Annotated in this window: 20 protein-coding genes; 5 read left to right on the top strand and 15 right to left on the bottom strand. The window is 49.8% G+C overall.

The features are described from left to right. The first annotated feature begins 17 nt into the window (after positions 1-17). The gene (locus GS601_RS20825) at positions 18-602 is read left to right on the top strand and encodes a 2OG-Fe(II) oxygenase (protein ID WP_338017100.1); all 585 of its coding nucleotides are present in this window, start codon (positions 18-20) and stop codon (positions 600-602) included. Between the two features lie 41 nt (positions 603-643). Here GS601_RS20825 and GS601_RS20820 read toward each other — a convergent pair whose 3' ends face one another. The 3 genes from GS601_RS20820 to GS601_RS20810 form a co-directional block, all read right to left on the bottom strand. Then, positions 644-2029: a TIGR03279 family radical SAM protein gene (locus tag GS601_RS20820; protein ID WP_162425217.1), complete on the bottom strand. Its 1386-nt coding sequence runs from the start codon at positions 2027-2029 to the stop codon at positions 644-646. 249 nt (positions 2030-2278) lie between these two features. After that, positions 2279-2548: a hypothetical protein gene (locus tag GS601_RS20815; RefSeq protein WP_162425216.1), complete on the bottom strand. Its 270-nt coding sequence runs from the start codon at positions 2546-2548 to the stop codon at positions 2279-2281. A 10-nt stretch (positions 2549-2558) separates the two neighbouring features. Next, positions 2559-3437, bottom strand: a complete 879-nt coding sequence (locus GS601_RS20810; RefSeq protein ID WP_162425215.1) for an undecaprenyl-diphosphate phosphatase — start codon at positions 3435-3437, stop codon at positions 2559-2561. A gap of 297 nt (positions 3438-3734) precedes the next feature. On the opposite strand from GS601_RS20810, the gene GS601_RS20805 reads away from it, so the two are divergent. The 4 genes from GS601_RS20805 to nadB all read left to right on the top strand — a co-directional run bounded on the left by GS601_RS20805 (position 3735) and on the right by nadB (position 8303). Continuing rightward, the gene (locus GS601_RS20805) at positions 3735-4418 is read left to right on the top strand and encodes a DUF3120 domain-containing protein (RefSeq protein ID WP_162425214.1); all 684 of its coding nucleotides are present in this window, start codon (positions 3735-3737) and stop codon (positions 4416-4418) included. A 175-nt stretch (positions 4419-4593) separates the two neighbouring features. Further along, positions 4594-5592 carry an FHA domain-containing protein gene (locus GS601_RS20800; RefSeq protein ID WP_162425213.1) on the top strand — a complete coding sequence of 333 codons (999 nt, stop codon included), beginning with the start codon at positions 4594-4596 and terminating at the stop codon, positions 5590-5592. Positions 5593-5766: 174 nt separating this feature from the next. Continuing rightward, entirely contained in the window at positions 5767-6210 is a 444-nt protein-coding gene (gene psbU / locus GS601_RS20795; RefSeq protein WP_162425212.1) for a photosystem II complex extrinsic protein PsbU, read from the top strand. A gap of 410 nt (positions 6211-6620) precedes the next feature. Then, positions 6621-8303: an L-aspartate oxidase gene (nadB, locus tag GS601_RS20790; protein WP_162425211.1), complete on the top strand. Its 1683-nt coding sequence runs from the start codon at positions 6621-6623 to the stop codon at positions 8301-8303. Between the two features lie 137 nt (positions 8304-8440). On the opposite strand, the gene GS601_RS20785 is transcribed toward nadB, so the two are convergent. The 12 genes from GS601_RS20785 to GS601_RS20730 all read right to left on the bottom strand — a co-directional run bounded on the left by GS601_RS20785 (position 8441) and on the right by GS601_RS20730 (position 24273). Then, positions 8441-8968 carry a chemotaxis protein CheW gene (locus tag GS601_RS20785; RefSeq protein WP_162425210.1) on the bottom strand — a complete coding sequence of 176 codons (528 nt, stop codon included), beginning with the start codon at positions 8966-8968 and terminating at the stop codon, positions 8441-8443. Next, complete coding sequence (locus GS601_RS20780; protein WP_162425209.1) at positions 8965-12231, bottom strand: hybrid sensor histidine kinase/response regulator; 3267 nt, start codon at positions 12229-12231, stop codon at positions 8965-8967. Before GS601_RS20780 ends, GS601_RS20785 begins: the two co-directional genes overlap by 4 nt. A 102-nt stretch (positions 12232-12333) precedes the next feature. Beyond that, entirely contained in the window at positions 12334-16638 is a 4305-nt protein-coding gene (locus GS601_RS20775; protein WP_238393413.1) for a GAF domain-containing protein, read from the bottom strand. A gap of 38 nt (positions 16639-16676) precedes the next feature. Continuing rightward, positions 16677-17243, bottom strand: coding sequence for a chemotaxis protein CheW (locus GS601_RS20770; RefSeq protein WP_162425208.1), 567 nt, complete (start codon positions 17241-17243; stop codon positions 16677-16679). A gap of 11 nt (positions 17244-17254) precedes the next feature. After that, the gene (locus GS601_RS20765; protein WP_162425207.1) at positions 17255-17617 is read right to left on the bottom strand and encodes a response regulator transcription factor; all 363 of its coding nucleotides are present in this window, start codon (positions 17615-17617) and stop codon (positions 17255-17257) included. 83 nt (positions 17618-17700) lie between these two features. Continuing rightward, positions 17701-18921: a response regulator gene (locus GS601_RS20760; RefSeq protein WP_162425206.1), complete on the bottom strand. Its 1221-nt coding sequence runs from the start codon at positions 18919-18921 to the stop codon at positions 17701-17703. A gap of 105 nt (positions 18922-19026) precedes the next feature. Beyond that, positions 19027-19731 (bottom strand): DUF4347 domain-containing protein, encoded by a 705-nt coding sequence (locus GS601_RS20755; RefSeq protein ID WP_162425205.1) that lies wholly within the window; start codon positions 19729-19731, stop codon positions 19027-19029. A 320-nt stretch (positions 19732-20051) separates the two neighbouring features. Further along, positions 20052-20783 carry an ABC transporter ATP-binding protein gene (locus GS601_RS20750; RefSeq protein ID WP_162425204.1) on the bottom strand — a complete coding sequence of 244 codons (732 nt, stop codon included), beginning with the start codon at positions 20781-20783 and terminating at the stop codon, positions 20052-20054. 77 nt (positions 20784-20860) lie between these two features. Further along, a complete protein-coding gene (locus GS601_RS20745; protein ID WP_162425224.1) occupies positions 20861-21088 on the bottom strand; it encodes a 4Fe-4S dicluster domain-containing protein in 228 nt (75 codons plus the stop codon). A 93-nt stretch (positions 21089-21181) separates the two neighbouring features. Continuing rightward, positions 21182-22396 (bottom strand): ATP phosphoribosyltransferase regulatory subunit, encoded by a 1215-nt coding sequence (locus tag GS601_RS20740; protein WP_162425203.1) that lies wholly within the window; start codon positions 22394-22396, stop codon positions 21182-21184. Further along, positions 22396-23343, bottom strand: coding sequence for a J domain-containing protein (locus tag GS601_RS20735; RefSeq protein ID WP_162425202.1), 948 nt, complete (start codon positions 23341-23343; stop codon positions 22396-22398). Before GS601_RS20735 ends, GS601_RS20740 begins: the two co-directional genes overlap by 1 nt. Positions 23344-23460: 117 nt before the next feature. Then, positions 23461-24273 (bottom strand): inositol monophosphatase family protein, encoded by an 813-nt coding sequence (locus GS601_RS20730; protein ID WP_162425201.1) that lies wholly within the window; start codon positions 24271-24273, stop codon positions 23461-23463. Positions 24274-24447 lie beyond the last annotated feature (174 nt).

Below are 24447 nucleotides of genomic sequence, written 5' to 3'. Positions count from 1 at the left end.
TGGAGGCTGAGGCAAAAGTGAATTACTCGGTAGTTGATCTAGGGGCAGAGATTTTTTTGATCGAGAATCTACTGGAACCTGACCTGTGCGATCGCATCATTCATGGGTCAGAATCTTGTCACTTTCAGGCGGCGTCAATTTTGCTAGAAACTGTCGATCGCGATGTTCGCAGTAGTGGATTGCTAAAACTCGATCAAACCCATGAAATGCAGAACACAATGAATCAATTGCTCCTCGAAAAGATTTCTGTGATTCAGCAAGCGCTACAACAAATCTATGGGATAAAATTTCCTTACGCCGAAATTTGCTCTATTCTGCGGTATCTGCCTGGGCAGCAATATAAGCGACACGTTGACAATATTTTGCTCTCAAGCCGCTTTCAAGAACTTGAGCAAGGCATTCCTACCCGTGATATCAGCGTGGTTGGTTATCTCAATGATGATTGTGAAGGTGGCGAAACGTTGTTTGATCGACAAGCAATCAAAGTCAAACCACACCGGGGAAGCGCGATCGTATTTCCGGCCTACTACACCCATCCGCATCAATCGTTGCCCGTCCGCCAGGGCAAAAAATACGCCTGGACAACCTGGCTCTATCGATAACTCTAGATCAAGCCTAGAAGATCAAGCCTGGGATAGAAACCCTATGGCTCAACCACGATCTTGCGGGGCTTCGCAAGGCGACTCGCGGCTTCTGAGATCGGCTGCCAACAGGTTTCAATCAGTTCGTCAACATCCCGAATAATCCAAATCTTAGTGTTTAACTGTTGCGCTAACTCTTCTACCTTCATATCGTCTAGAAACACCGTTGCATCGTGCTTTAGCATCAATGAAGGCAGCAAAATTCCGTCTCCCAACTCTTTTCCGTGCAGGGCTTGCAGAATATCTTGACCCGTTAGCAATCCGGTAACAGTCATCGTTTGTCCCCAATAGGTGCTGTTAATAGCAATGAGGTTGACGGTAAGATTTTCTACCTGATTGAGGCGGCTTACGATTGGCTCGAAGGCGAGTTCCACTGCATTTCCGACAATCCAACTGAGGTGATGGCAGCGCCCGATCGCGGTGGGCAACCGTTTTGCCGCCTGCTGAAACTCCTTCAAAAACAGCCGAATCGATCCAACACCATTGCCGATTTGGGGATAATCTTCGTAATGTGCTTCTGGTGGCACACCTTGCCCCGCAATCAAAAACCACTCATCGGCAAGCCACGCAAACGTAGAGCCAAATTTCTGACGAAACTGGTTCTGCAAGGCTTCAACTTGGGCAATCACCTCTTGCGCCTTTTCGCGAGTGACGGGAATTAGAGGATCATCTGCGGGGCGAAAGCGCGTCAAACCCACAGGAACCACGGCAACAGACGTGACGGCAGGCACATCCCCCTGATGAAATTCGGCTAGGTCGAGCAATGTGCGAGTCAAATGCTCCCCATCGTTTACGCCAGGGCAAAGCACAATTTGAGCATGAAGTTGCAACCGCCGTGCTTGAAACCATGCCAACTGTTCCAACAATTTTCCAGCTCGCGGATTTTTGAGCAAGCGAATTCTCACGTCTGGTTCTGTCGCATGAACCGAAACGTAGAGCGGAGACAGGCGCATGTTCTCAATTCTGTCCCATTCGGGTGGCGGTAAATTGGTCAGGGTGAGATAACTTCCGTAGAGAAAACTGAGGCGATAGTCATCGTCTTTAAGGTAAAGACTGTCTCGCTTGCCCGGAGGCTGCTGATCGATAAAACAAAACGGACAGCGATTGGTGCATTGAATCAAGCCGTCAAACAAAGCGTTTTCAAACTCTAACCCCAAGTCTTCGTCGTACTCTTTTTCGATCTCGACGCGATGGGCATTACCCTTTTTGTCTAAAACTTCCAGTTCTAGCACTTCATCGGCACAAAAAAATTGATAGTCGATCAAGTCGCGGGGTGCTTGACCGTTGATCGATACCACGCGATCGCCCACCTCAAAACCGATTTCTTCTGCGATCGATCCCGGCTGAACGGCAGTAACTAAGGCAGGACGAATCGAGGCTTCACTCATGAATTGGGACGGCTTAAGGAATCAGATTTCCAGTGTATCAAGGCAGAAGTCGGTTGGATCGCGGCTCGTCTTTGCTCGTGTTTCTGCCCTAGTCCTAGTGGTCAATCAAGGTTGAACTGAGGGACTAGGGGGAGAGGGGGAGAGTCTGGTAATCGGAACCATCGGCTCATGCACCCATCTACCCATCGACTGAACGTTGACAATTTACTAGTTATCTGTCGAAGTTGATCATCTACCAGGGCACTCACCTCATCCACTCAAATCATCCACAATAATGGAGTTGCGAATTACAAACAAATTACTGTCTAGCCGTTCAAAGCGGCGCTGAACTTCTTCGATCGGAATCTCAGAATTTTTGAGGGCATCTCTGAGTTCTGCAACGCGCGTTGCCACATGACGCCGAACAGTTGCTGGCATAAATTCATCAATGCTCGGCAACAGCAAATCGTATCGCTCAAACAGCCATTCTGCTCGCCATTTCAGGTTTTCTAGCGCCTGCCCTCGCGGATCATCACTCATCAATCGGCTTTTATCCCAACAGGTTGGATGCGATCGCACCCAATAGGGTCGCCCCCAGCCCCAGCCGATACCAGATAAATACCCATGTCGTCTGACGCTGCAAAAAATCGAGCAACCATGCGATCGATAAATATGAAAACACAAATGCCGAAGCGGTGCCCACTAGCAAAGGGAGGAACATCGCGGGTTGATTGAGCGCGTCTGTTCCTTGAACCACGGTCGCGATCGTCAGGGCTGGAATGCCGAGCAAAAATGAAAACCGAGCGGCGGTTGTGCGATCAAATCCTATGAATAGTGCGGTTGTCAACGTTGATCCCGATCGCGATGCCCCTGGCAGTAGAGAGACCATCTGCCCCATGCCAACGATCAATCCATCGATGATGCGGAGGTCGTTAAATGTCCGGATGCGATTGCTAATTTTTTCTGCCAAAGCCAGCAAAAGTGCCATCACCAGCGACATGATCGCAATCAGCAACGGACTCTCTAACGACAGGTTCAGCACTTTTTTGAGGATAAACCCGGCACTCAGCACGGGCACTGTACCAATGATAATGCCGACCAAAATCTTCCATTCGTCGCGCTGCCAGTTTTTGGTCTGAACCGCCGCGATCGCGCCCATGGCGATCTGCTGAATATCCTTCCAAAAATACATCACCACCGCAATCACGCTACCAAACTGGATCGCGTCCGTCGCTTCTTTGGTCCAAACGGTTTTCCAACCAAAGATGTCGGTGAAAATTAACAGGTGAGCCGTGCTGCTGATCGGCAGAAATTCGGTAATGCCCTGCACAAGACCTAAAATAATGCCTTGAATGATCGCCGTAAATCCCACGGTTGCCGGTTCTGTCTGAGCGATGAAATCTATTAAAAAGGGCGAAAGCAAGGGCATGAATTGTGCTCCTGTTGATGGGCAGGTTAGGTTTGCGGATTGCTCTTGAGTACCTTATCACTTTGTTTTTCGTGGAAGTGCGATCGCGCTCAGGAATTTCCGCTAGGATGAGTGATGATGCCCCTAGGGGGGATACTCCTGCTTAAGTCTGATTTACCCGTTCTTAGCTCCAGCCCCCTCAATAGATGTGGTAATGTTAAGTAACGTAAATAAAAATTAATCATAAGCCCAAAACCCTTGTTGTCATCGCCACCCAACCCCGCCGTTTGTTCCCCAGACACCGAGCTTCTTCGCTCGATGCCTCACACTCTGGCACTAGAAACCCCAGTCTCACCGCCATCTCAGATTTCCACTGCTCTTCTAATATTTGGCGGGGCTACCTTTCTGGTATCGGTTCCCGTTTTTTTTGAAGCGCCCTTGGTGCGATCGCTCCCCTTTCTCAGCTTGGCACTAACCGGGTTTTGGGCGTGGTTGAGCCTCTCCCTTGCCTCTAAGCCGCAGACTCAAATCTGGGGCGACTTGCTAACAGGCTTTACCTGGACATGGCTAGCCGGATCGCTCTACTGGGGATGGATGCGGTGGGAACCTGGGCTGCATTTGCCCATCGAAGCGATCGCACTCCCGATCGCGCTGTGGGGCATCACGCAAAACTGGTGCAAAATTGGCAACTTTTTCTATCTCGGCTCGCTGTTTGGCACAGTTGTGACCGATGTGTACTTTTACTTAGCAAACTTGATTCCCTTCTGGAAGCAACTGATGCAAGTCGAGCCAGAAGCCGTGCGACCTATCTTTCAGCAGGCGCTAGTTCAAATGAATACTCCCTGGGGGCTAAGCTGGGTTGTTTTGCTGGCAGGGGTGCTGCTGAGTGTAGGTATCTTTTCGTTTCGACTCCGAACCCTGCACTGGTTTGCATTTAGTGGCGCTGTCTTAGCCACAATTTTTGTAGATAGCCTATTTTGGGTCGCTGCCCTGTTTGCCTAACGGGTTGGGGTCATGAGAGATTCTCCTAAAATGTAAGATAAACTTCTCATTAAGCATCCGGAAATTACTGAGGCATAGCAGGTCACCACGGTAAAATTCCAAGCGCTACCACTGACCCCGGTTGATGTGTCAAGATGCATCATAGAAACGGATGATGTGTGCCCTTTAACTGCCTGTGGTGACTTTACAACCCGCTCCCCATTTAATCCTTCATACCGATGCTGGAAGCACCCCTTTGCTATTGGTAGACGGCAACTGCTGGACGTTTGGGCGCAGCGAAGACAACACGTTTGTGATCCGCGATCGCTGGATCTCTCGCAACCATGCCATGCTGCAATGGATGGAAACCGGCGAGTTTTATTTGATTGATCTGGGCAGTCGCAATGGGTCATTTGTTAACGGTCGCCGAGTCAGCATTCCCGTGACCCTGCACAACGGGGATTGCCTCACCTTTGGGCAAACCGAGCTACAGTTTCACTGTTCTGTGCTTCGCTCTCCCGACCCGTCCATCGGATCAGACTCTAAGGAATTTACGGCAACCGCTACGCTGCATGTCCGCAGTCTCATTTCGGTCTTAGTTGTCGATATTCGAGACTTCACAGTGCTGACTCGCCAGCTTGACGAAAAAATATTGTCAGAAGTGATCGGCACATGGTTTCGCTGCGCTGGAGATATTATCCGCGAGTACGGAAGTTGGGTAGATAAATATATTGGTGATGCCGTGATGGCAGTCTGGACTCATGGAACCCAAGGCGTCAGCCGCGACGAAACCCTGCGAATTTTCCAAGCGGTGAACGCTTTACATAAAATGACTAATAGTTTATACAGCCAATATCCACTTCCATTTCCCCTAAAAATTGGGGCCGGGATCAATACCGGATTTGCCATGGTTGGTAATACTGGCAGCGGCGATCGCCCCGACTATACCCCCTTAGGCGATACCGTAAATGCTGCCTTTCGGCTAGAATCTGCTACCAAACAAATTGGCATGGATATTGCGATCGGAGAAACAACCTATGCCTATGTCACTCGTCTTGTGGGTGAGTGCGATTTCTTTGATCCACACACGGTTGACCTCAAAGGGTACGACACTCCAACCCTAACGCATGGCTGTTTATTCGTTGATTTAGAAAGCTTTCTCAGAGCCAAAGTTGGCACAACCGGATACGGCTAGTCCCTTAAATCTAGGCGAGAATAGAGGTTCCCTTGCATCTCTTTTGGCAACGCACTGCAGTAGGCATTCCTAATCGCCCAAAACTTCTTCAGCAGATTGGAACCCGAAAATGATAGTCTCTAATATAAAGCTGTGTATCGCGTCTGCTCGACTGAGTGGGAGGGAAAGATTAACATGAAACGTTTGATTCGCTTTTTTGTCACCCTAAGTGTGATAGTTAGCTGCTTAGGATGGTTTTCACAGAACGCAATGGCAGCAAATCTCAGCGATTTTAGGGCGTCGTTACGGTCTTCAACAACTGTGCTAGCCGTAGAATCTGCCGAAGACTTACGCAACGTTGTTTCGGATAAGCTATCCACCGCTTTTGGGAGAAAGCTTGACCTCAACAACACCAACGTCCGCTATTTCCGCCAATATCCGGGCTTGTATCCTACGTTGGCAGGGCTCATCGTCAAGAATGCCCCTTACGAAAGCGTAGAAGATGTTCTCGATATTCCTGGCTTGACCGGTCAGCAAAAAGAAGTTCTACAGTCTAATCTCGATAATTTCACCGTTACAGAGGTGACAAAGGAACTGGTCGAAGGTCAAGATCGCATTAACAACGGTGTATACCGATAATGCGCTGTCGGTCTTGAGCTAAGACGTTTTGCTTCTGTGTTTGTCTATTTGCGCTCTCCACTGAAAGGGTTGACCCAAGCCGCAACGCTGGCTCAACCGTGGAGAGCGTTTTTTATCAAATAAGGTCAAAAGTAAGGCTAAACGTGAGCGTTGTTCCTGCCCTAAAGCCGTTTCTGCTGGGTAGAAACTGGAGGTTCGTTTTTTCTTAGACCTTGGATGCTGACGCTTACATGCCATTTCCAAAGCTCCACAAACGGGACAAAGGTTTGCAATTCGACGAGATTCGGGGGTTGAAAACCCTCCAGATGAGGCTTGCACAGTAGACTCGTGAGCAGGGCAACGTCACGGCATCTACGGCATCTGAGGCGCTACCGGTTATCATTACAATTTCCAATAGGGTGGTCTCTACTGTGAACTCACTTCCTCAGTTTGATGTTCTAGTTGTAGGAGCAGGCGCGGCAGGACTGTATACCGCACTGTGTTTACCACGACAGTATCGAGTGGGGCTGATTGCCAAAGATAAAGTATCACGCTCGGCGAGTGATTGGGCACAAGGGGGCATTGCGGCAGTAGTTGATCCGCAGGATTCAACAGAGCTTCACATTCGAGACACGCTGAAAGCTGGAGCGGGGTTGTGTGACTATGATGCTGTGAAATTTTTGGTTGAGAATGCGGCGGCGTGCATTCATCACTTGGTCGATATGGGTGTTGGCTTTGATCGTTATGGAGACACGCTCTCGCTGACGCTAGAAGCTGCCCACTCTCGGCGACGGGTGCTGCATGCGGCGGATACCACGGGTCGAGCGGTGGTGAGCCGCCTGGCTGAACAGGTTTTGAGTCGTGAAAATATTCAAGTGTTGTCTCAGGCGCTGGTGTTGGATGTGTGGTTGGAAGACCAAGGGTGCCGGGGGGTGAGTTTGGTGTATCAGGGCGCGTTGCAGTGGGTGCGATCGCGCGCTGTGATTTTGGCAACAGGCGGCGGTGGTCAGGTGTTTGCCCAAACCACGAATCCGGCGATTAGCACTGGAGATGGGGTTGCGATCGCGCATCGGGCGGGGGCAATTCTTCGAGATTTAGAGTTTGTGCAATTTCACCCAACGGCGCTCACAACGCTTGGTGCTCCTCGCTTTTTGATCAGTGAAGCCGTGCGAGGGGAAGGGGCACATTTAGTTGATCGCCACGGACATCGCTTCACGTTTGATTATCATCCTTCCGGAGAATTAGCGCCCAGAGATGTGGTCAGTCGGGCTATTTTCAATCATTTACAAACGACGGAAGCCGATCCGGCAGGGGCAAATGTTTGGCTAGATTTGCGCCCTATTCCCCCTAAAACCATCGAGCACCGCTTTCCAAATATCATTCAGGTGTGCCAACGGTGGGGCATTGACGTGTTTAAGCAACCGATTCCAGTGGCTCCGGCGGCTCACTATTGGATGGGCGGCATCGGCACCGATTTGATGAACCAGACCTCGATTGCCAACCTGTATGCGGTGGGTGAAACGGCGAGCACCGGAGTTCATGGCGCAAATCGACTGGCGAGCAATTCACTGCTGGAATGCTTAGTGTTTGGGTCACGGTTTGCGGATTTGCGCTTGGAGGACAACCGGCACGAAGCGCCAGAACCCATTGACCTCTGTGCTTGTCCTTTACAAGCTTCTGATCTCAAAACCCTGCGGGTGCTGCGATCGCAGTTGCCCCGTCTGGTGTGGCAAGAGGCGGGAATTTGCCGGAATGCTAATGGTTTAGAGGCGGCGATCGCGCAGGTTGCCGCTTGGCAAACCGAATTTCACGCCCTTGCTCTCAGCCAGACTTTTCTTGCCCTCAAACCGGGTCAGGCGTTCCAGTTTAACGTTGTAGATGCCGCTCCTGATAATGCCAATCCTGTAGATGCCGATTACCTGTGTCGGGTTTGGGGAGAGCTTCACAATTTGTTAGAAATCGCCGATTTAATTCTGAGAAGTGCTAAGTTTCGCACTGAGAGCCGGGGCGGGCACTATCGAGCAGATTATCCCCATCCGGCGTTAGCGTGGGAAAGGCATACCACGGTTCATCACCAGTCGTGGTGCACTTCGCCAGTGAGCGCAGAAGCCTGATCGCTCCCTTGCTGAATTTACTCTGGCATCAAAGTAATACCAATTTAAAGAACAAGGATTAAGGCTGGAGTGTTGAGGAGTTCGGCGTTTACTTGGCGTTTACTTATAGATTCAGCAACGCCATTTTGCTTTACGGTTCAATCTTTAATCACTCGTAGCACCCGCTCCATATCTAATACAAAGATAGCTAAGGTTGCTTTACCTTGAGGCAAAACCGCAACGCGACTTGCAATGCTGAGCGGATGGTTTTGCTGATAAGGTGCGGGAATCTGTCGAATCGTAGATGCATCTAGCTCAATGAGATCAGGCGGCGTATCGACTCGGATGGCACAGATTTCCCCGCCTACTTTCGTGACCACCAAAAACTGCCCCTGCTGCGATTCGCCCTGCGAAGCTCCGACGGAGCGCGAGATTGATTGCTTGAGGCTGAGGTGAGGGTAGAGGTTAAGTACCGCGATCGCAAGATGTCCAAGATGAATCAATTCCACCATGCCCGATCGCTCTTGGGGAGCCGATGATGCACTCATCTCTGGGGGCGCATTCACCACTCGCAGCACCGACTCCATCGGCAACGCCAAGCGATATCCCGCAATTGAAAAAACAACAGCTTTAAGAACAGGTTTTACCAAGGGTGGCAACGAACGGGATACCAATACTGACGTCATGACACGGCTTCCTTGCTTTTAATCAAACGTTTAACCAAACTGAGCAACTGCTCTTCTGCAAACGGCTTGGTCATATACGCCGAAGCCCCCAATTGCACTGCAAGCTGCTGATGCTTTTCATTGCTTCGCGAGGTCAACATAATCACAGGAATCTGCTTTAGCCCCGATTCTTGGCTATAGCGCATCAGAAACTCAAACCCATTGAGGCGAGGCATCTCTACATCGCAGGTGATTAGCTGAATATCGGGATGTTGCTGAAGCTGTGCGATCGCATCTAATCCATCCTGAGCTTGTATCACATCGTAGCCTGCATCCTGTAAGGTAAACGTTAGCGCCTGCCTGACGGTAATCGAATCATCAATCACCAACACGCATTGAGATGTCTGAACCGGCGATGATGGCGCGAGGTTAGCGGGGATGTCTGCACTCCGAAGGTGAGGTTGTTGGAGCGGTAGATCCGCAGACGATTCTTTGCGTAACAGGTCGTTAGCAAGCAAGAGTTGCTGTACGATCGCAACGCCATCTACCACTAAAATTAGGCGTCCGTCTCCCAACACGCTACATCCGTAGACATAAGATGGCGGAGTCAAAGTTGTTCCCATCGGTCGGATGACTAACTCCTGCTCTCCAATCAGATGGTCAACTTCTAGCCCGACCCATTCTTCCTGTCGTCGCATCAATAGCAATGGAGTAGACAACGTGCCGATCTCTGGCAGCCCGTTTCGCGTTGATTCGGCAGACGGAAGCATCGTTGCGTAGTGCATGAGTTGAGAGATTTGATGCACCGGAACTGGATATTCTTCCTCCCCTTGCTGCCAGCGAAAAACTCGTGTGCTGCCAACCATTTCAAACTGTTCAGCAGTAGGAGCCAAAATTCGATCAATTTCGTCTGATAAGAAACCATAGATCGCTTGCCCAGACTGGCATACCAACAATCGTGCACTCATCAGGGTTAACGGCAAGTGCAATGAAAAGGTTGTGCCACGGTTTAATTCTGATGCGACGGTAAGGTTGCCTTGAAGGAATTGAACATGCGATCGCACTACATCCAAGCCAACTCCTCGACCTGACAGTTCATTCACCTGTTTAGCCGTGGAAAATCCTGGCTCAAACAGTAAATTCAACAACTCTGCTTGTGAGAACTGCTCGACTTGATTAGACGATAATTTCTTTAACTCAAAGCCGCGCTGACAGATTCGCTTCAGGTCTAGTCCGCCGCCATCATCTTGCACGTCAATCAGCGTTCGGTTTCCCTGCTGACTGACTCGAATGATAATGCGCCCCCCTGCTGGTTTTCTGTGCTGGTGGCGAAGGTCAGCCGACTCGATGCCATGATCAAAAGCATTACGGATGAGATGCAGCAACGGATCAAACAATCTTTCAGCAACCGCTTTATCAACTAAAACTTGGGTTCCGCTTAGCTGTAACTCGACTTGCTTGCCGTAGGTTTCTGTCAACTGCTGCACGATCCGTGGAAGACGATTTAAAACCGCTCCGATTGGTATCATCCTCGCCAACATCAAGTCATCGCGCAAATAGCCCAACAATCGTCCTTGCTTATTTCGGGCAAGATTTGCTTGGCGTGCTAAGGCCTCCATCGCTTGTACTTCCAGTTCTAGCGGTACTAGCTCTTCTACAGCAGATTGCAACAACTCATGCACTTCGTTGTGTTGATCGAGTTCGAGGGTATCAAACTTGATGTTTAGCCCATCTTCCATCTGTGCCAGCCTGGCTCTGTGGCTGTCCATCGAGGGTTCTGGCAAGGTTAACTGGCGATCTGCCCATTCCTGGAGTTGCGCCATGGTTCGCTGATGTTGTTTCAGCCCTTGGGTCAATTCGCGAACCACAAGGTGCAAATGCTCGTCTTGCAACATCTGCTGATTTTGGTGAATCAAAAGTTCGCTAGTGGTGTAGTTTAACGATTCTAAATGCTCTAGTTCAACTCGCACCGTTGGCATCTGAGCAGACCCCTTCTCTAGCTGAGGTGCATGATCTAAAGGCGGCGTCTCAACGTGTTGAGTCATCGGCTGCGGCTTTAGAGATGCCTGCAATGGTGCTTGTTCTAAGCCTGCCTGCTGTGGGGATGGCTGAAGCTCTTTAGGGGGTAAGATTGTTGCTGGCGGTTCATCATCCCAAAGCTCAAAGCCTTGTGTTGCGGAACTGCTGCCTGCCGCTTCAGACGTTGGGCTTAAATCTAAAGATCCCAATTCCTCCAGTGCAGACTGAATGGAATCGATATCTAATTGAGCTTGACCGTCTTCTTGAACATTGTTATCTACACGAACTGTGACAGGATTGGATTTTACAACCCCAGCATCAGGGGCTGACCACAACGGGCGGTTGAGAAACTGAAGAAACCGATGCCACGATCGCTGGGAATGTTGCAGAGCAGATTGCATGCTTCTAGCTTTAGACGCTGGCGGTTCACGATGGCTGAGAGTGGTGCGGCGGCTCTGAGGAGCGTTTACAGGGGTGCGATGGGTCAGCCGCTTTAGGGCTTCCGATACCGCTCCCCCTTGGCGGCGATCGCCGCTGAGCACTGCAATTTGTCCTTGGCGAAGATCTGCAAGGGCGGCTTGGGCGATCGCAACACTTTGCTCTGGGTTCACCTTGAGGGCTTTGAGTGAGGCTTGAGCGATCGCTCCAAATCCCGGTAAATTTAACGACTCTGATAGCCCCAAAAAGACTTCGGCTTGGGTTTGCAACGTCTCGCTAATCTGTTGCGGAGAGCCATTTGACACTGCGATCGCTAGCTCTTCCAAGCGTTCTCGCACTCCTGTTTCAAACAGCGATCGCGTAATATCAAACCCCAATTCCGCAGAGGTTGGAATGGCTGCCCCCGGATCAAAGTGCTTGCCTAACTTTGTTCGTAACTGCTTAAAGACAACTTCTGCACGAGCTAGACACTCTGCACTTCCATGATTGGGTGGGCGGTCTGTGTTGAGTGCCATCATCAAGGGCGATCGCAAGCACTCGTACCCCTCAAACAGCAGCGCCTCTAGCTCAGCATCAATGTCAACCTCTGGCTTGTAGAGCGCCTTAAACACATCCTCTAGAGAGTGGGAAATCGTTTTGATCGTATCAAAACCAACGCTTGCAGCGGCTCCTTTGAGGGTGTGTGCTGCCCTCATCAAGCTATGCACTTTAGCCGGAGAGCGCTCTTCTCGCAAACTCAGCAAATCTTGCTCGATACTGCGGAGCAGATCTTGGGCTTCGGTCAGAAAATAGGAATACGGTTGTTGGCGAAGCGTTGTGTCAGACATGATAGGGAACAGGTTTAAATTTCGAGTTACAAAAGCAAACAATGAAATGAGTTTTGAATGGGCGATGTTCACTCAAAACTCAAAACCGAAACCTCAGAACTCCTAGTTCACTTTGAATTGACCCACGCTAGTCTGAAGTTGCTGCGCTGTTGTGATTAGCTCTTGGAACGATGCTGAAATTTGATTCGACTGTGCAGAGTTTTTATTTGCCAGCGTTGCTACATCTGTCATCGCTTGTGTCACAGCCTGAGACTGTTGCGTTTGTGCTAATGTTGCCTGTGTGATTCCCTGGACGAATTGGCTAATTTGTGCTGTTGCGTTGATGATTTCGGTTAGCTGCTGACGAGTTTCGTTAACTAAGCTAGTTCCACTCACTACCTGCTGAATTCCTGTATCCATTGCGGTTGCCACTGCACTTGTTTCAGACTGAATCTCTTGGGCAAGTTTTTCAATTTCGCGGGTTGCCTCGGCAGATTGCCGCGCTAGCGATCGCACTTCATCTGCCACCACGGTAAAGCCTCGCCCATACTCCCCAGCCCGAGTTGCCTCAATCGAGGCGTTTAATGCTAACAATTGCGTTTGGGTTGTAAAATTGCCAATCAAACTGACAATTTTTGAGATTTTTTGCGATGACTCACTCAATCGCTTGATTTTTTTACTTGTTTCGGCCACCGTTTCCCGGATCGACATAATACTGTCTACTGTGCGGTTCATGGTGGCATCCCCAGAGCGTACGGTTTGATTTGCCTGCTGTACGGCTGATTCAACTTGTCGGGCATTCGTAGCAACCGCTTGTGTCGAACTCACCATGGCTTGAATGTGATCCAAAGCTCGCGTCACTTCTTGCATCTGTGCTTCAGCCTGCTGGGAAAGCTTTGCGATCGCGCCTCCACTGGTGCGAGAAGTATGCGTCACCTTGAGCGATGTCGTTTGCACTTGAGTGACAATCTTCCGCAAGCTCTGAATTGTGTTGTTGTAGGCATCTGCGATCGTGCCGACTTCATTTTCTGCCACCGGAACTCGCACAGTTAAATCTCCAGAAAAAACAGGCTTAATCGCTGCCAGCAACTGAATGACTTGCATCTGAAGCTGCTCTTTCGCCGCTTTTTCTCGCTCAGCCGCTTGAGCCAACTGCTCTCCCTGCACCCGCAATGTCTCAAGAGATTCCACTTGCTCTAGGGCAGCCCCCAACTGTCCCGCAACCTGATTGAGCAACAAAACATCCGCCTCTTCCCACTGTCGGGGTTCTGAGTTTTGGTAAACTGCCAAAATCCCCCAGAGTTGCTGGTTCTTAAACACTGGAACTAACACATAGGCTCTTGCCTCAAATTTCTCTAGAAGCTCGACATGGCAAGGATCATGCCCTGCGGTGTAGATATCATTGATTGCGAGGCTTTCTCGCTGGCGATACCGTCCTCCCTGGGTGTCTTTGAGGTACGTGTCTTTGACATTCGTACCGACCTCAGTGCCGACTAGTTTGCACCAGCCACTAGCCACAGATTCGTAAACAAAATCGCCGCTCCAGTCAGCGTTAAAGCGATAGATTGCTGCCCGATCGAGCTTTAAGAACTGCCGAATGTCTTGGGCTGTAACCTGGAAAATAACATTCAGGTCGGATGATTGTCCTGTGAAGTCGATCGATTGACGAATGCGATCGCTCACTCGTGTCAAAATCTTCTCTCGCTCTGCTTGGCGCTGAATCTGAACCACATAGTCTGATTGTTGCAGCGCCACCCCCAGTTGAGACCCAATTTGGCTCAGTAGCGTGATTTCAGACTCTTCCCAGTGGCGCGGCATAGAATTTTGGTATACCCCCAACAATCCCCAAAGCTGCAATCCGGCAAAGATGGGTACGATCGCGTAGGCTCTCACTTGAAACTGCTCTAAAACAGCAATGTGGCAAGGCTGGTGCTCAACGGTGTAAATATCATCCACCGCAAGACTTTTGTTTTTTCCATACCGCCCTCCTTGTGTTTCTTGGAGATGCGTATCTTCCCAAACCGTCTTTGTATTTGTTCCCACAAGCCGAACCCAGCCCGCATCGACTGATTCTGCCACAAACTCGCCGCTCCAGTCGGGGTTAAATTGGTAAACCGCCACCCGATCTGCCTCTAAAAGTTGGCGAATCTGTTGGGTTATTTGCCTAAAAACCGTCTCTATATCCTGAGAGTGACGTATTTTCTCGCTGACCACCTGTCCAACCTTGTCGATGACGCGGATAAAGCTCCGTTCTCGCTCGACAACCTTTGTTAATTGCTCTGCCTGTGCCCGAATCTGCTGTGTCTGTTCTGCCTGTTGAAGCGCGACCCCTAGCTGAGTTCCAATCTGGGTCATCAGTGCAATTTCAGAGTCTTCCCACTCGCGAGATCCCGAATTTTGGTATACCGCTAGCAAACCCCATAGGTGGTTTCCTTGAAGAATCGGCACAATGATGTAGGCTCTTGCCTGAAAGCGCTCTAGAAAGCTGAGATAGCAAGGAGAGAATCCGGCTTGGTAGATATCGTTGACCGCTCTGAATGCCTCGCCTTTGGTATAGGCTCCGCCCTGAGTGTCTTTTAGATAGGTATCAACAGGCTTTGCCCCGGTCATCCCCAGGGTTTTTGCTGTGCAGTCCGTCACGTTGTCGCGGAAACTGGCATCTTCTTGCTGCGCCTGCATAAACGGCACCCAACTTCCGCTCATGGCTTCAGCCACTACCTCACCACTCCAATTTGGCTCAAAGTGATAGACGCAGACTCGATCCGCATTTAATAACTGTCGGACTTCTTGGGTCGCTGTTCTAAAGATGGTGTTGACATCTAACGTCGTGCGAATTTTTTCGATCACTCGCGCTGTAGACTGCTCTCGGTCTGCAACTTTTGCCAACTGTTCGGCTTGCGATCGCACCTGCTGCAAATACTCTGCCTGCTGCAATGCAACGCCTAGCTGATTCGCAATTTGCGTCATCAAGGTGGTTTCGTTGATGTTCCATTGACGGGGTGCAGAATTTTGATAGGCTGCCAACAAGCCCCACAGTTTCCGATCTTGCATAATTGGCACAATTACGTATGCCCGCGCTTGATAGCGTTCTAAAACTTCGAGATAGCAAGGTGTAAACCCAGCTTGATAAATATCCGATACGGCTCGGTAGCCTTCTCCTTTGGCATAGCTTCCCCCGCGCGTTTCTTTGAGATGCGTATCTACAGTTTTCAGCCGAGTATTGTCGAACGATTTGACAAGACTGCAATCACTGATGTTGTCAAGGAGGGCTGGGTTGTCGGCTTGGTCTTGCAGTACAGAAGTCCAGCCTTGGGCGACTGATTCGGCAATAAATCCGCCGCTCCAATCTGCCTCAAATCGATAAATTCCAACGCGATCGGCTTTTAGAAGTTGCCGAACTTCCTGTGTTGTGGTGCGGAAAATCGCGCTAATGTCTAGCGATCGTCGGATGCGATCGATCACTTTAAAGATGGCTTTTTCCTTTTCCTCTTGCTGGTCGAGTTGAGATGAAAATTCGGACTGCTGTAAACACACCGTTAGCTCTAAACACAACTGATAGAGCATTGTGATTTCCGACTCTTGCCAAAGCCGAGTCCGAGAGCATTGCTGTACAATCAGCAACCCCCACGGCTGCCCTGCCAGCATAATCGGCAAACTCAGGCTCGCCTTGACCTGCAACCGCTCTAAAAGTTGATGCTGATAAGGGGTCAGGTCTACCCGATTGATGTCCTCAATCAGTACCGCTTGCTGTTTGATATAGTCTTGAGGTTGATCAAAACAAAAACACGTCACAGGTAGTGTCTCATGCAATGCTGGCGACCAACCGCGCTGTAGAGATTCAGCAATAATTTTGCCAGCATCTCCCATATCAAAGCGGTAAATTATGGCTCGATCGGCTTGCAACGTCTCCCGTGCCACTTTGACAAACACTTTTAGCAACGCATCAAGATCAGAGGTTTGGCGCATCTGAGTTGCGATCGCAAGCAGTTGCTTACGCTGATAGCGCAATTCACGAGTTGAGGCGGCGGTGTTTGCGTCTTTTCTCGGCTGCGTTGCCGCAAATTCAGCAATTTGACGAAATAAATTCTGTACATTCGGCTTTTCTAAAAGTCCTGCTCGCTTGAGTTCTGACTTTAACCCTGTCAGCGCTGTCACCACCTGCTGAATTTCCCATCCTGTCCCCGACGTTTCTATGTTCTGATGAACGCCACCATTACCGTTTCCGCTACTATCACTGTTACTATCGCCGTTACTGTAAGTTTGGCTAGGCGGCTCAGATTTCAATTCCGCTCTAGGTGCTGGTGAAGGTCTGTTTGAATTGACGGCTGACTCATTAGACAAGCTAGCTGTAAATTCTTCGAGAGTGGGTTCCGAGGAAAACAAAGAAGTCATATCTAGCGTGGGTTCAGGACGGCGTGAAGCGGACATGTCATTTCCTCAATCAGGGTTAGGGTCAATAATTAACGTTAGGATTGCTTGAAGGTGTGACGTTGTAGATGGGGATCTTGCACGATCGCAGACGTGTTTAAAACAAAGGTGCGATCGTGCAGAAAGTAACCTTTGACAAAGGGGAATAACTGGGGTGCAAATAGCTCATTAGATGGCGAATGTAACTGGTCTAGACTATGGCTTTCAATATCTTGAACTTCTGGAACTGCCAGCCCTAGAGATTGCGATTCGCTCTGTACGACGATTATGGTCAGACCCGACAGGCGCTTGGTTGCCCCAATCAGAGATTGAAAGCCGACTTGGTTGGACAAATCAACCAGCCACAGGGCTTCACCACGCCAGCTAAACACTCCTAAAACCGCAGCATTCATGTGAGGAATAGGAAGCACCTCATGGATCGAGATCGTGAGTACTGCCATAACGTCCTCCACCGGAACGAGAACGATATGGTCTGGTTCTAATCGAAACCGTAAAAACTTTTGCGTTAGTTCGATCGGGGCTGGCTCAGCGAGCAAAAACTCTAGACTCGCGATCGAAGAGGCATACGGCAAGGGAAACTGAGTTGTATTCGATGGCTCAACCATGACTCAATCCTTTATTTAAGCAACTGCCGAATTGTTGTTAGAAACAAGGTTTGATCGACAGGCTTAGGAATGTAGGCATTGGCTCCTAACAAATTGCCCCACATTTTATCGACCTCTGTATCTTTGGTAGAACAAATGATCACTGGAATACCACTAGTTCGGGGATCAGCCTTTAGCTCTCGACACAGTTCAAAGCCGCTTTGACCTGGCAAAATCACATCTAAAACAATTAGATCAGGTCTTTGGCTGCTGAGTTTGACTTGTGCCTCTTCTCCGCTCTGGGCACTCACAACCATTAAGCCTGCTTGTTGTAAATAACTAGTCAAAATCTGCATCTCTGTAACACTATCTTCAACCACCAAAACAGTACTCATTGTTTTTCTTCCACAACACAACTTTTAAAGAGAGCCTATATTGAGTTTTAGAATGCAAAAACATTCATTGCACTCAACACGGTTTAGCGCTGCACTGGCAGTAATTTCTCGATCACCGTTAACACTCGGTCAGTTTCTGGGGGCTTTGCCAAAAATCCAGAAGACCCCACAAATCGAGCACGAACTCGATCTATAATTCCGTCGTTGCTCGTCAAAATAACAATGGGAGTCTTTTTGAAGAGGGAAACTCGGCGAATTTGAGCGCAGATTTCATAGCCATTTGCCACAGGCATAACCAGATCTAAGAAAATCAGACTGGGCTTTTGCTCTAATAAAAGCGGTAGTGCCTGTACCGAATCTTGAATTCCAATAAATCGATATCCGGCGGCAGTCACGATTTTTTCCATTGCCTGACATTCTCGCAAGCTGTCATCAATGCAGGCAATCAGCAGGGAATTTTCTGACCCTGCTGACACAACTCCGGCGCGAGGCAGCCCAGAGGATGCCAGTCCGGCACTGGGTGTGGTGTCTTCTAGTCCTCCTGAGAGTGAAGTGGTTGCTCGTCCGGATGCGCCCGGTACAGACAAATCAGAGACTTTCGTGAGTGCAATTAAGCCTTTGCGGTATAGCGGGACTAAGTGGCGGGTTAGCTGCAATAAATCTTGTTTAGTCAGAACGGCTAGATCGCGCAGGGTGCGGCGACCATCGACTAGCGACACCAGCATCTTGTACACCTTTTCGGTGGTGTGTTCTTGCAACTGCTCTGGGTGGCGCAAGGCAGGAGCTAAGTTGGGCGAATGGTCGGCTAAACCCAGCGATCGCCAAGCATTCCATATCTGCTGCACTTCGGTGAGTAGTTGTTCTGCGTTGACTACAGCTAAGGAGGTGTCTAACACGTCTTCTGCATCAGACTTGAAGGTGACAGGCTTGGTTTCTTCTTGCTGAATGATGTCAAACAAAACCTCAGCGATCGTACTCCGGATCACAGCAACGGCTTGCTCTGGAGTAATTTGCTGCCGCTTAACAAGGACAGAAAGGGTTTGGTAATCTTGTCCTTGACCACTATCGGTGACGCGAACCGTGACTGAATTTGCGCTGATTTGTGGACAGTGCTGGGTCAGATAGCGATGCAATCGACGTCTGGGATGAGGTCCTCCCGATGCCCAAATCAAGCGCCCCATGTAAAGATACAGACTCCACTGTTGCCCGTTTGTACGAACATCTAACCGACCAGTAAAATGCATCCGACTCCGAATACCGAGCAACCCACTCGGCGTGTCAGGAGATGAATCATCGACTAACATGCCAATTCCCTTATGCTTCCACGCATGCCCAAGTTCATATTCTTTGCTCAGAGTTCCCAGGGCGAAGGGATATCTCACGTTGTGGTTAGATATTGAATGACCTGACTATAGCGAAAATGTGGCTGCATAGGTGTTGAGGGTTGTAGGCTGAAAGGCGAGTTGGGTTGCGATCGCGGCTGTGTTCACCCGCACTACTTTCTGCTCTAGCTCCCAGTCTCCTCCAAGGGTTGAACTTCCGGTGCGATCGCTCGATGCGGCTATGTTGGCTCCTGTCAGGGTGCTAACTCGTTCTAGGAGTTTGCGATCGACTCCAAAATTTGAGCCATAGATTAAGATCTCAACCCCTGTATCAAACGACGTTGCCCACGATTTTAGATCGCTAGAGTAAAGTCCTAGCGTGCTGTTGGAAAATTGGGCTGCCCCCAACCTCACCACACCTTTATCACCAAGGGACACAATATGAACCGCCTTGCGAACTCGGAATTGCTCTAGGGCATCTGAAATTTGCACAATTCCATCTTGATTGGGGTGAAGTTCGATAATGGTCATCCCCGATCGCACTCCGGCTTCCAGGCTCTGATACCCAGACACTCGCCGATCAATAAATAGAATTTCATCTACGATTTGGCTTGATCCGGCGGGTGTAGGCGCACTAGGAGCTTGTCTGGGGCTTGGACTCACCAAACGGGCAGACCGAAACAGTACCAAATCGGTAGCTAGGGGCGCTTCTAAAGAAATCGTTTGGCGCGGCGCTAAGGCGACCGATAGTGGGGCTGAGAGTTGGGTAGGTTTTCCACTCAGAGGATTCATGGGCTTTGATTTTCCTAGAAAAGGCGGTTAGCTGATTTGGGGTTGAGAGGTCAAGTTTGCTACTTAGGCTCCCTAAAACCACTGCATATTCAACTAGTGCTGATTAGTCTTTACATCTAAAGAGGAATTCATCCGGAGTGTAATTCTAAATAGTTTCATCTTCATAAGGTTCTTATAGACGAACGTCATTATACCTACTGTTTATAGGTACAACGTAATTACGACAGATGTAGCTGCGATAGAGATCAGCCAAACCGAGCGGGAGCAGTCTCGACCTTGGCTTTAATATCTGAAGGGCGATTTAGGTTTAGCTGCTTGATTTAGTGGGCTTTCCCAGCGCCTAAATACAGTTCAGCGACTTTTGGATTGTTGAGTAACTCAGAGCCTGCGCCTTCAAAGCGATCGCGCCCTGCCTCCAACACATAGCCGCGATCTGCCATCTCTAAAGCCTTGCGAGCGTTTTGCTCAACTAATAAAATCGCGACTCCATCACGATTAATTTGTTGAATTTGCTCAAATACACTATTGACCAGAAGCGGAGACAGTGCTGCCGACGGTTCATCGAGCAACAGCAGATTGGGTTTAAGCATCAGCGCCTTGCCCATGGCTAACATCTGGCGTTCTCCTCCTGAAAGGGTTCCGGCTCGTTGTTTGCGCCGTTCTGCCAGTCGCGGAAACCGAGCAAAAACGTCATCTTTGAGCGGTTGCAGGGGCGTATCTCGCACAAATGCACCCATCTCTAAGTTTTCGTCTACGCTCAGCGACGGAAACACATTCGCAAGTTGCGGAACGTAGCCCATACCCCGCCGCACAATTTGATCAGATTTCAGCCCAGCGATCGTAGTTCCGTTGAAGGTGATGCTGCCCTTATGGGGAGTAAGCAACCCAAAAATGGCTTTTGCAAGAGTCGATTTTCCTGCCCCGTTCGGGCCAATAATGGCGACTAACTCACCCGGATACACGCGCATATTCACGCCTTGAAGGATATCCAAATCCTTAATGTATCCAGCATGAGCATTTTGAACGTCAAGAATGGGGGCAAGGTTAGTCATGGCAATTGACGATAAGCGAGTCGTTACAATGGGCGACTCATGACCCGAAAATCATTTGAAAAACTAAGCTGAAACTGCTACTGGGGTGTGTTCTGCAAATCTGGGCGTTCTTCAGGCACGATCGCTCCTTCAACCGGGCAAACTTGCAAACAAATTCCACAGTCAATGCAGGTTGAGAAATCGATCCAGTACCAGTCTGTCCCTTTGGTATTTTTGCTAGGACCAGGGTGAATGCACGCGACCGGGCAGGCATCTACGCAATCGGCGACGCCTTCGCAAACGTTGGTAACAATGGTATGAGACACGAGGGTAAACAAGAATAAAGGAAGCGGGATCAAGGGCGAAAGAGAAATTTGGCATCCAGCCGCCCAACGACTCATTGTATCGTTCCTACTCGCTTAATTCACTCGTTCGATCGCCGCAGACCCATCCGATTCGATCCAGGCGATGTGAGGAATGCGACGACTACGGGCGTACTCCCGAATCTGGTCGTGATCGTTACCGCTCAGATCCATTTCAACGCGAACCAGAGCAGACGAGTCTCGTAGCTTTTGGGCATGGGTAAATGCGATCGCATGGGTTTGCGAGGTTTCTGAAACTACTAACCAATCACTGGTGGGATCTTGGGTTGGAAGTTGCCCTAAAGACAGCAAAATCTGATGCAGTTCTTCAAGCTGAAGCGAAAATCCGATTCCTGGCAAGGATTCGCCCTGGGGATGGTATAGCCCTAAAAGCTGGTCATAGCGCCCCCCTTGCCCAATCAAGGTTTGACCCGACGAAGCGGAGGATGTCACAACTTCAAACACAATTCCGGTGTAGTAGTCGAAGGTGCGAATCAGGCTGAGATCTAGCACGATCGGCACATCAGTTTGGCTGTCTTGCAGCAACTCAATGAGTGATTTAAGATTACGAACGCTGTCTTGCTGGGTAGAATTTAACGGCAGTTGGCTGACATTTTGCAAAACATCGGAGGGCTTGCCGCGCAAGTCGAGCAAGGTAAGCGCGCGATCGCGCAAATCGTCAGACAGTTCCATCGTTTCTAAGGCAATTCGATCTAAGGTTGAGATGGCATGGCGCACCTTGGCGCAGAGGGGATCGGGAAAGATAGAGAGCAGCGATCGCGTCAGCCCTGCTTCGCCCAACACCAAATGCCCCGGCAAATGGAGATGGTGCAGACAATCCATCAGCAGCATCAAAACTTCTGCATCTGCCAGCAGTCCGCCAATTCCTAACAACTCGACGCCCGCTTGATAAAATTCTTGCTGTCTGGTGTAGTCGCCTTCTTGCGATCGCCGAAAAACATTGGCATTGTAATAGAGCCGTTGCGGATACGTGCGGCTTGCCATCCGCGTCACTGCCGCCCGCGCGATCGAGGCAGTTAATTCCGGACGCAGACCGAGGGGTTCATCGTCAAGGTGCTGGAGTTGGATCACGGTCGAACGTGTGATCGCGCCTCCCGCCATCAGTGTGTCTAAGCGCTCTAAGGTAGACGTGATAATTCGATGATAGCCCCAGCGATGAAATACCTGCTGCAAGCGCTCTTCGAGCCAGTGTTTTTGAGCAACATCAAGGGGCAATAAATCACGGGCACCGGCTGGGGGCTGATAAACCATTATTTTTTCTTTCCACTAAATAGACCGCCAAACAGTCCATTATTAGACTTAGGATTACGATCGTCTTTCTTAGCAGGTTTTGCTGCACTTTGGGAAGTCGGTTGAGCCGGCTCGATCCTTTGCTTTCCATCTAGCGCCATTAGATCGTGAGGGTCGATCGCCAAGGCTTTGTTAAAGTGAATCTTTGCCATTGTGGCGTGATTCTGCCGCAAATACACCATTCCCATCAAACTATGGCATCGGCTGTTGTTGGGTTCAAGCTTGAGCGCGTCCCGCAACTCTAATGTAGCCTGAGCAAAGTTGCCTTTAGAAGCAAAGTTTTCTGCCCGCCGGTAGTATTGATCCGCCACTGACTCTCGCACCTTTGCAGGCACTGGCGCTACTTTGGTAGAGGCTTCAGGCGCAGACCTAGCCGTAGCAGACGTGCTGATGTGCACCTTTTTAGCCGCACCTGCGGAAGATTCGCCGGCACCGATTCGGCTGACCAGGTAAGCCATGTTCAATTCACTCAGTTGCGCCACAATCTCTACCATTTGATCCAACTGCTGAAACTGACGCTCAGCCAAGTCTTGCAAGGCAGATCGATAGAAATGATCAGGGTTATTAGCCTTTAACATCTGCTGTGCTAAACCGCTCATTAGCTCTATTTCATTGCGTTTGCGAGCCGCCGCTTGCCCCTTCAGCTTTAGCAATAATAGATGCTCCGTGCGACTTTTCTCTTGAGAAAGCTGTTCCCAGGCAGGGTTCACTAGCTTTGAGAGCAGTTGGGCAGCAAGTTGTCTGTCCTGTTCGCTATTAGCAACGCAGCTATCTGGATGGAGGCGACGGGCAATTGTTAAGTAGCTTTTCCGAATCTCTTTCACGTCAGACTCGACGGAGACGCCCAAAATTGCGTGGTAGTCACTCATATCTAGCGTGAATAAACCCCGATTAATTTGAAAGCTCATGTTCGTTTTGTCTACCTGTTCTGCTGTTGTCGAATCTACGTTTGGTGAGCGGCAAGCCCCTTCCCCACCGTTCCTCACCCTTTATAGTTCCTTAAATATCAGCAGTGATAACGGGTCTTAAGGTGATTTCATGGTCATCAGTTCGTGGCTTAAGGCGTTGTGAAGATGCCCATTGGTCGCCAATATTCGACCTGAGGCAAGGTCGAAAGGGGTGCGATCGTAAGCGGTTACTTTTCCACCTGCTTCTTCAACCAACACTATCCCCGCCGCAATGTCCCAGGTCGAAAGTCCACGTTCCCAGTAACCGTCTAGGTGTCCACAAGCAACGTAGGCTAAATCCAACGCGGCTGCCCCATCGCGCCGAACGCCCTGCGTCAGGTGAGTGAGATGGCAAAATTCCCGGTAATTGGTATCAAAAGTTTGGCGACGATCGTAGGCAAAGCCCGTTACGAGCAAACTCTTCTCTAGATCGGCGGTTTGCGAGACACGAATGGGCTGCCGGTTGCATGTTGCGCCCAACCCCTTAGCGGCGCGAAAGAGTTGGTTGTGAATCGGATCGAAGACGACGCCTACTTGAGGCACTCCGTCGATCAGCAACCCAATCGATACCGCGAAAAAGGGGTATTGATGGGCGTAGTTCGTGGTACCGTCAAGGGGATCAATTGCCCACAGATAGTTGCTCTGAGCATTGTCAAACTGCCCAGATTCTTCTGCCAAGATAGAATGATCTGGAACATGCCGCCGCAACACCTCCAATACTGCTCCCTCTGCCGCTTTGTCGGCTTCAGTGACTAAATCTCCCGGACGCCCTTTCTCGCGGATGTTTTCGAGCTTACCCCAGTGGGTTTGCAAGACTGCACCGGCGCACAATGCCGCCTCGGTCGCGATGTCGAGAAAGACTTGAAGTTGACTAGGAGAAGATTGAACCATTGAGTTTTAGAGAATGTGATAGAAAACGTAAGATCGAGAGCAAGTCTACCATTTTGCTGGTAGATTGCCTGAGTCTCTAGATCACAGATCAAGGTGACTCTTCGAGTTACCCGCAAGCGATTATGTTGAAAGTCAAGAATCAAATAGAAGTCAGATGAATCAGAGAAAGTAACA

The sequence above is a fragment of the Myxacorys almedinensis A genome, from assembly GCF_010091945.1.
GTDB classification, from domain to species: Bacteria; Cyanobacteriota; Cyanobacteriia; order Leptolyngbyales; family Leptolyngbyaceae; genus Myxacorys; species Myxacorys almedinensis.
The sequence above is the reverse complement of the archived record's forward strand: the minus strand, read 5'-3'. Positions and strand labels throughout refer to the sequence as shown.

What these genes read in the sequence shown, in the direction of transcription:
- GS601_RS20755 (WP_162425205.1), bottom strand. Translation starts at nt 19,731, where the DNA reads ATGAATCCTCTGAGTGGAAAACCTACCCAACTCTCAGCCCCACTATCG.
- GS601_RS20810 (WP_162425215.1), bottom strand. Translation starts at nt 3,437, where the DNA reads ATGCCCTTGCTTTCGCCCTTTTTAATAGATTTCATCGCTCAGACAGAA.
- GS601_RS20785 (WP_162425210.1), bottom strand. Translation starts at nt 8,968, where the DNA reads ATGACGTCAGTATTGGTATCCCGTTCGTTGCCACCCTTGGTAAAACCT.
- GS601_RS20775 (WP_238393413.1), bottom strand. Translation starts at nt 16,638, where the DNA reads ATGTCCGCTTCACGCCGTCCTGAACCCACGCTAGATATGACTTCTTTG.
- GS601_RS20760 (WP_162425206.1), bottom strand. Translation starts at nt 18,921, where the DNA reads ATGTTAGTCGATGATTCATCTCCTGACACGCCGAGTGGGTTGCTCGGT.
- GS601_RS20815 (WP_162425216.1), bottom strand. Translation starts at nt 2,548, where the DNA reads ATGAGTGATGATCCGCGAGGGCAGGCGCTAGAAAACCTGAAATGGCGA.
- GS601_RS20735 (WP_162425202.1), bottom strand. Translation starts at nt 23,343, where the DNA reads ATGAGCTTTCAAATTAATCGGGGTTTATTCACGCTAGATATGAGTGAC.
- GS601_RS20780 (WP_162425209.1), bottom strand. Translation starts at nt 12,231, where the DNA reads ATGTCTGACACAACGCTTCGCCAACAACCGTATTCCTATTTTCTGACC.
- GS601_RS20765 (WP_162425207.1), bottom strand. Translation starts at nt 17,617, where the DNA reads ATGAGTACTGTTTTGGTGGTTGAAGATAGTGTTACAGAGATGCAGATT.
- GS601_RS20805 (WP_162425214.1), top strand. Translation starts at nt 3,735, where the DNA reads ATGCCTCACACTCTGGCACTAGAAACCCCAGTCTCACCGCCATCTCAG.
- GS601_RS20750 (WP_162425204.1), bottom strand. Translation starts at nt 20,783, where the DNA reads ATGACTAACCTTGCCCCCATTCTTGACGTTCAAAATGCTCATGCTGGA.
- GS601_RS20820 (WP_162425217.1), bottom strand. Translation starts at nt 2,029, where the DNA reads ATGAGTGAAGCCTCGATTCGTCCTGCCTTAGTTACTGCCGTTCAGCCG.
- GS601_RS20730 (WP_162425201.1), bottom strand. Translation starts at nt 24,273, where the DNA reads ATGGTTCAATCTTCTCCTAGTCAACTTCAAGTCTTTCTCGACATCGCG.
- GS601_RS20740 (WP_162425203.1), bottom strand. Translation starts at nt 22,396, where the DNA reads ATGGTTTATCAGCCCCCAGCCGGTGCCCGTGATTTATTGCCCCTTGAT.
- psbU (WP_162425212.1), top strand. Translation starts at nt 5,767, where the DNA reads ATGAAACGTTTGATTCGCTTTTTTGTCACCCTAAGTGTGATAGTTAGC.
- GS601_RS20770 (WP_162425208.1), bottom strand. Translation starts at nt 17,243, where the DNA reads ATGGTTGAGCCATCGAATACAACTCAGTTTCCCTTGCCGTATGCCTCT.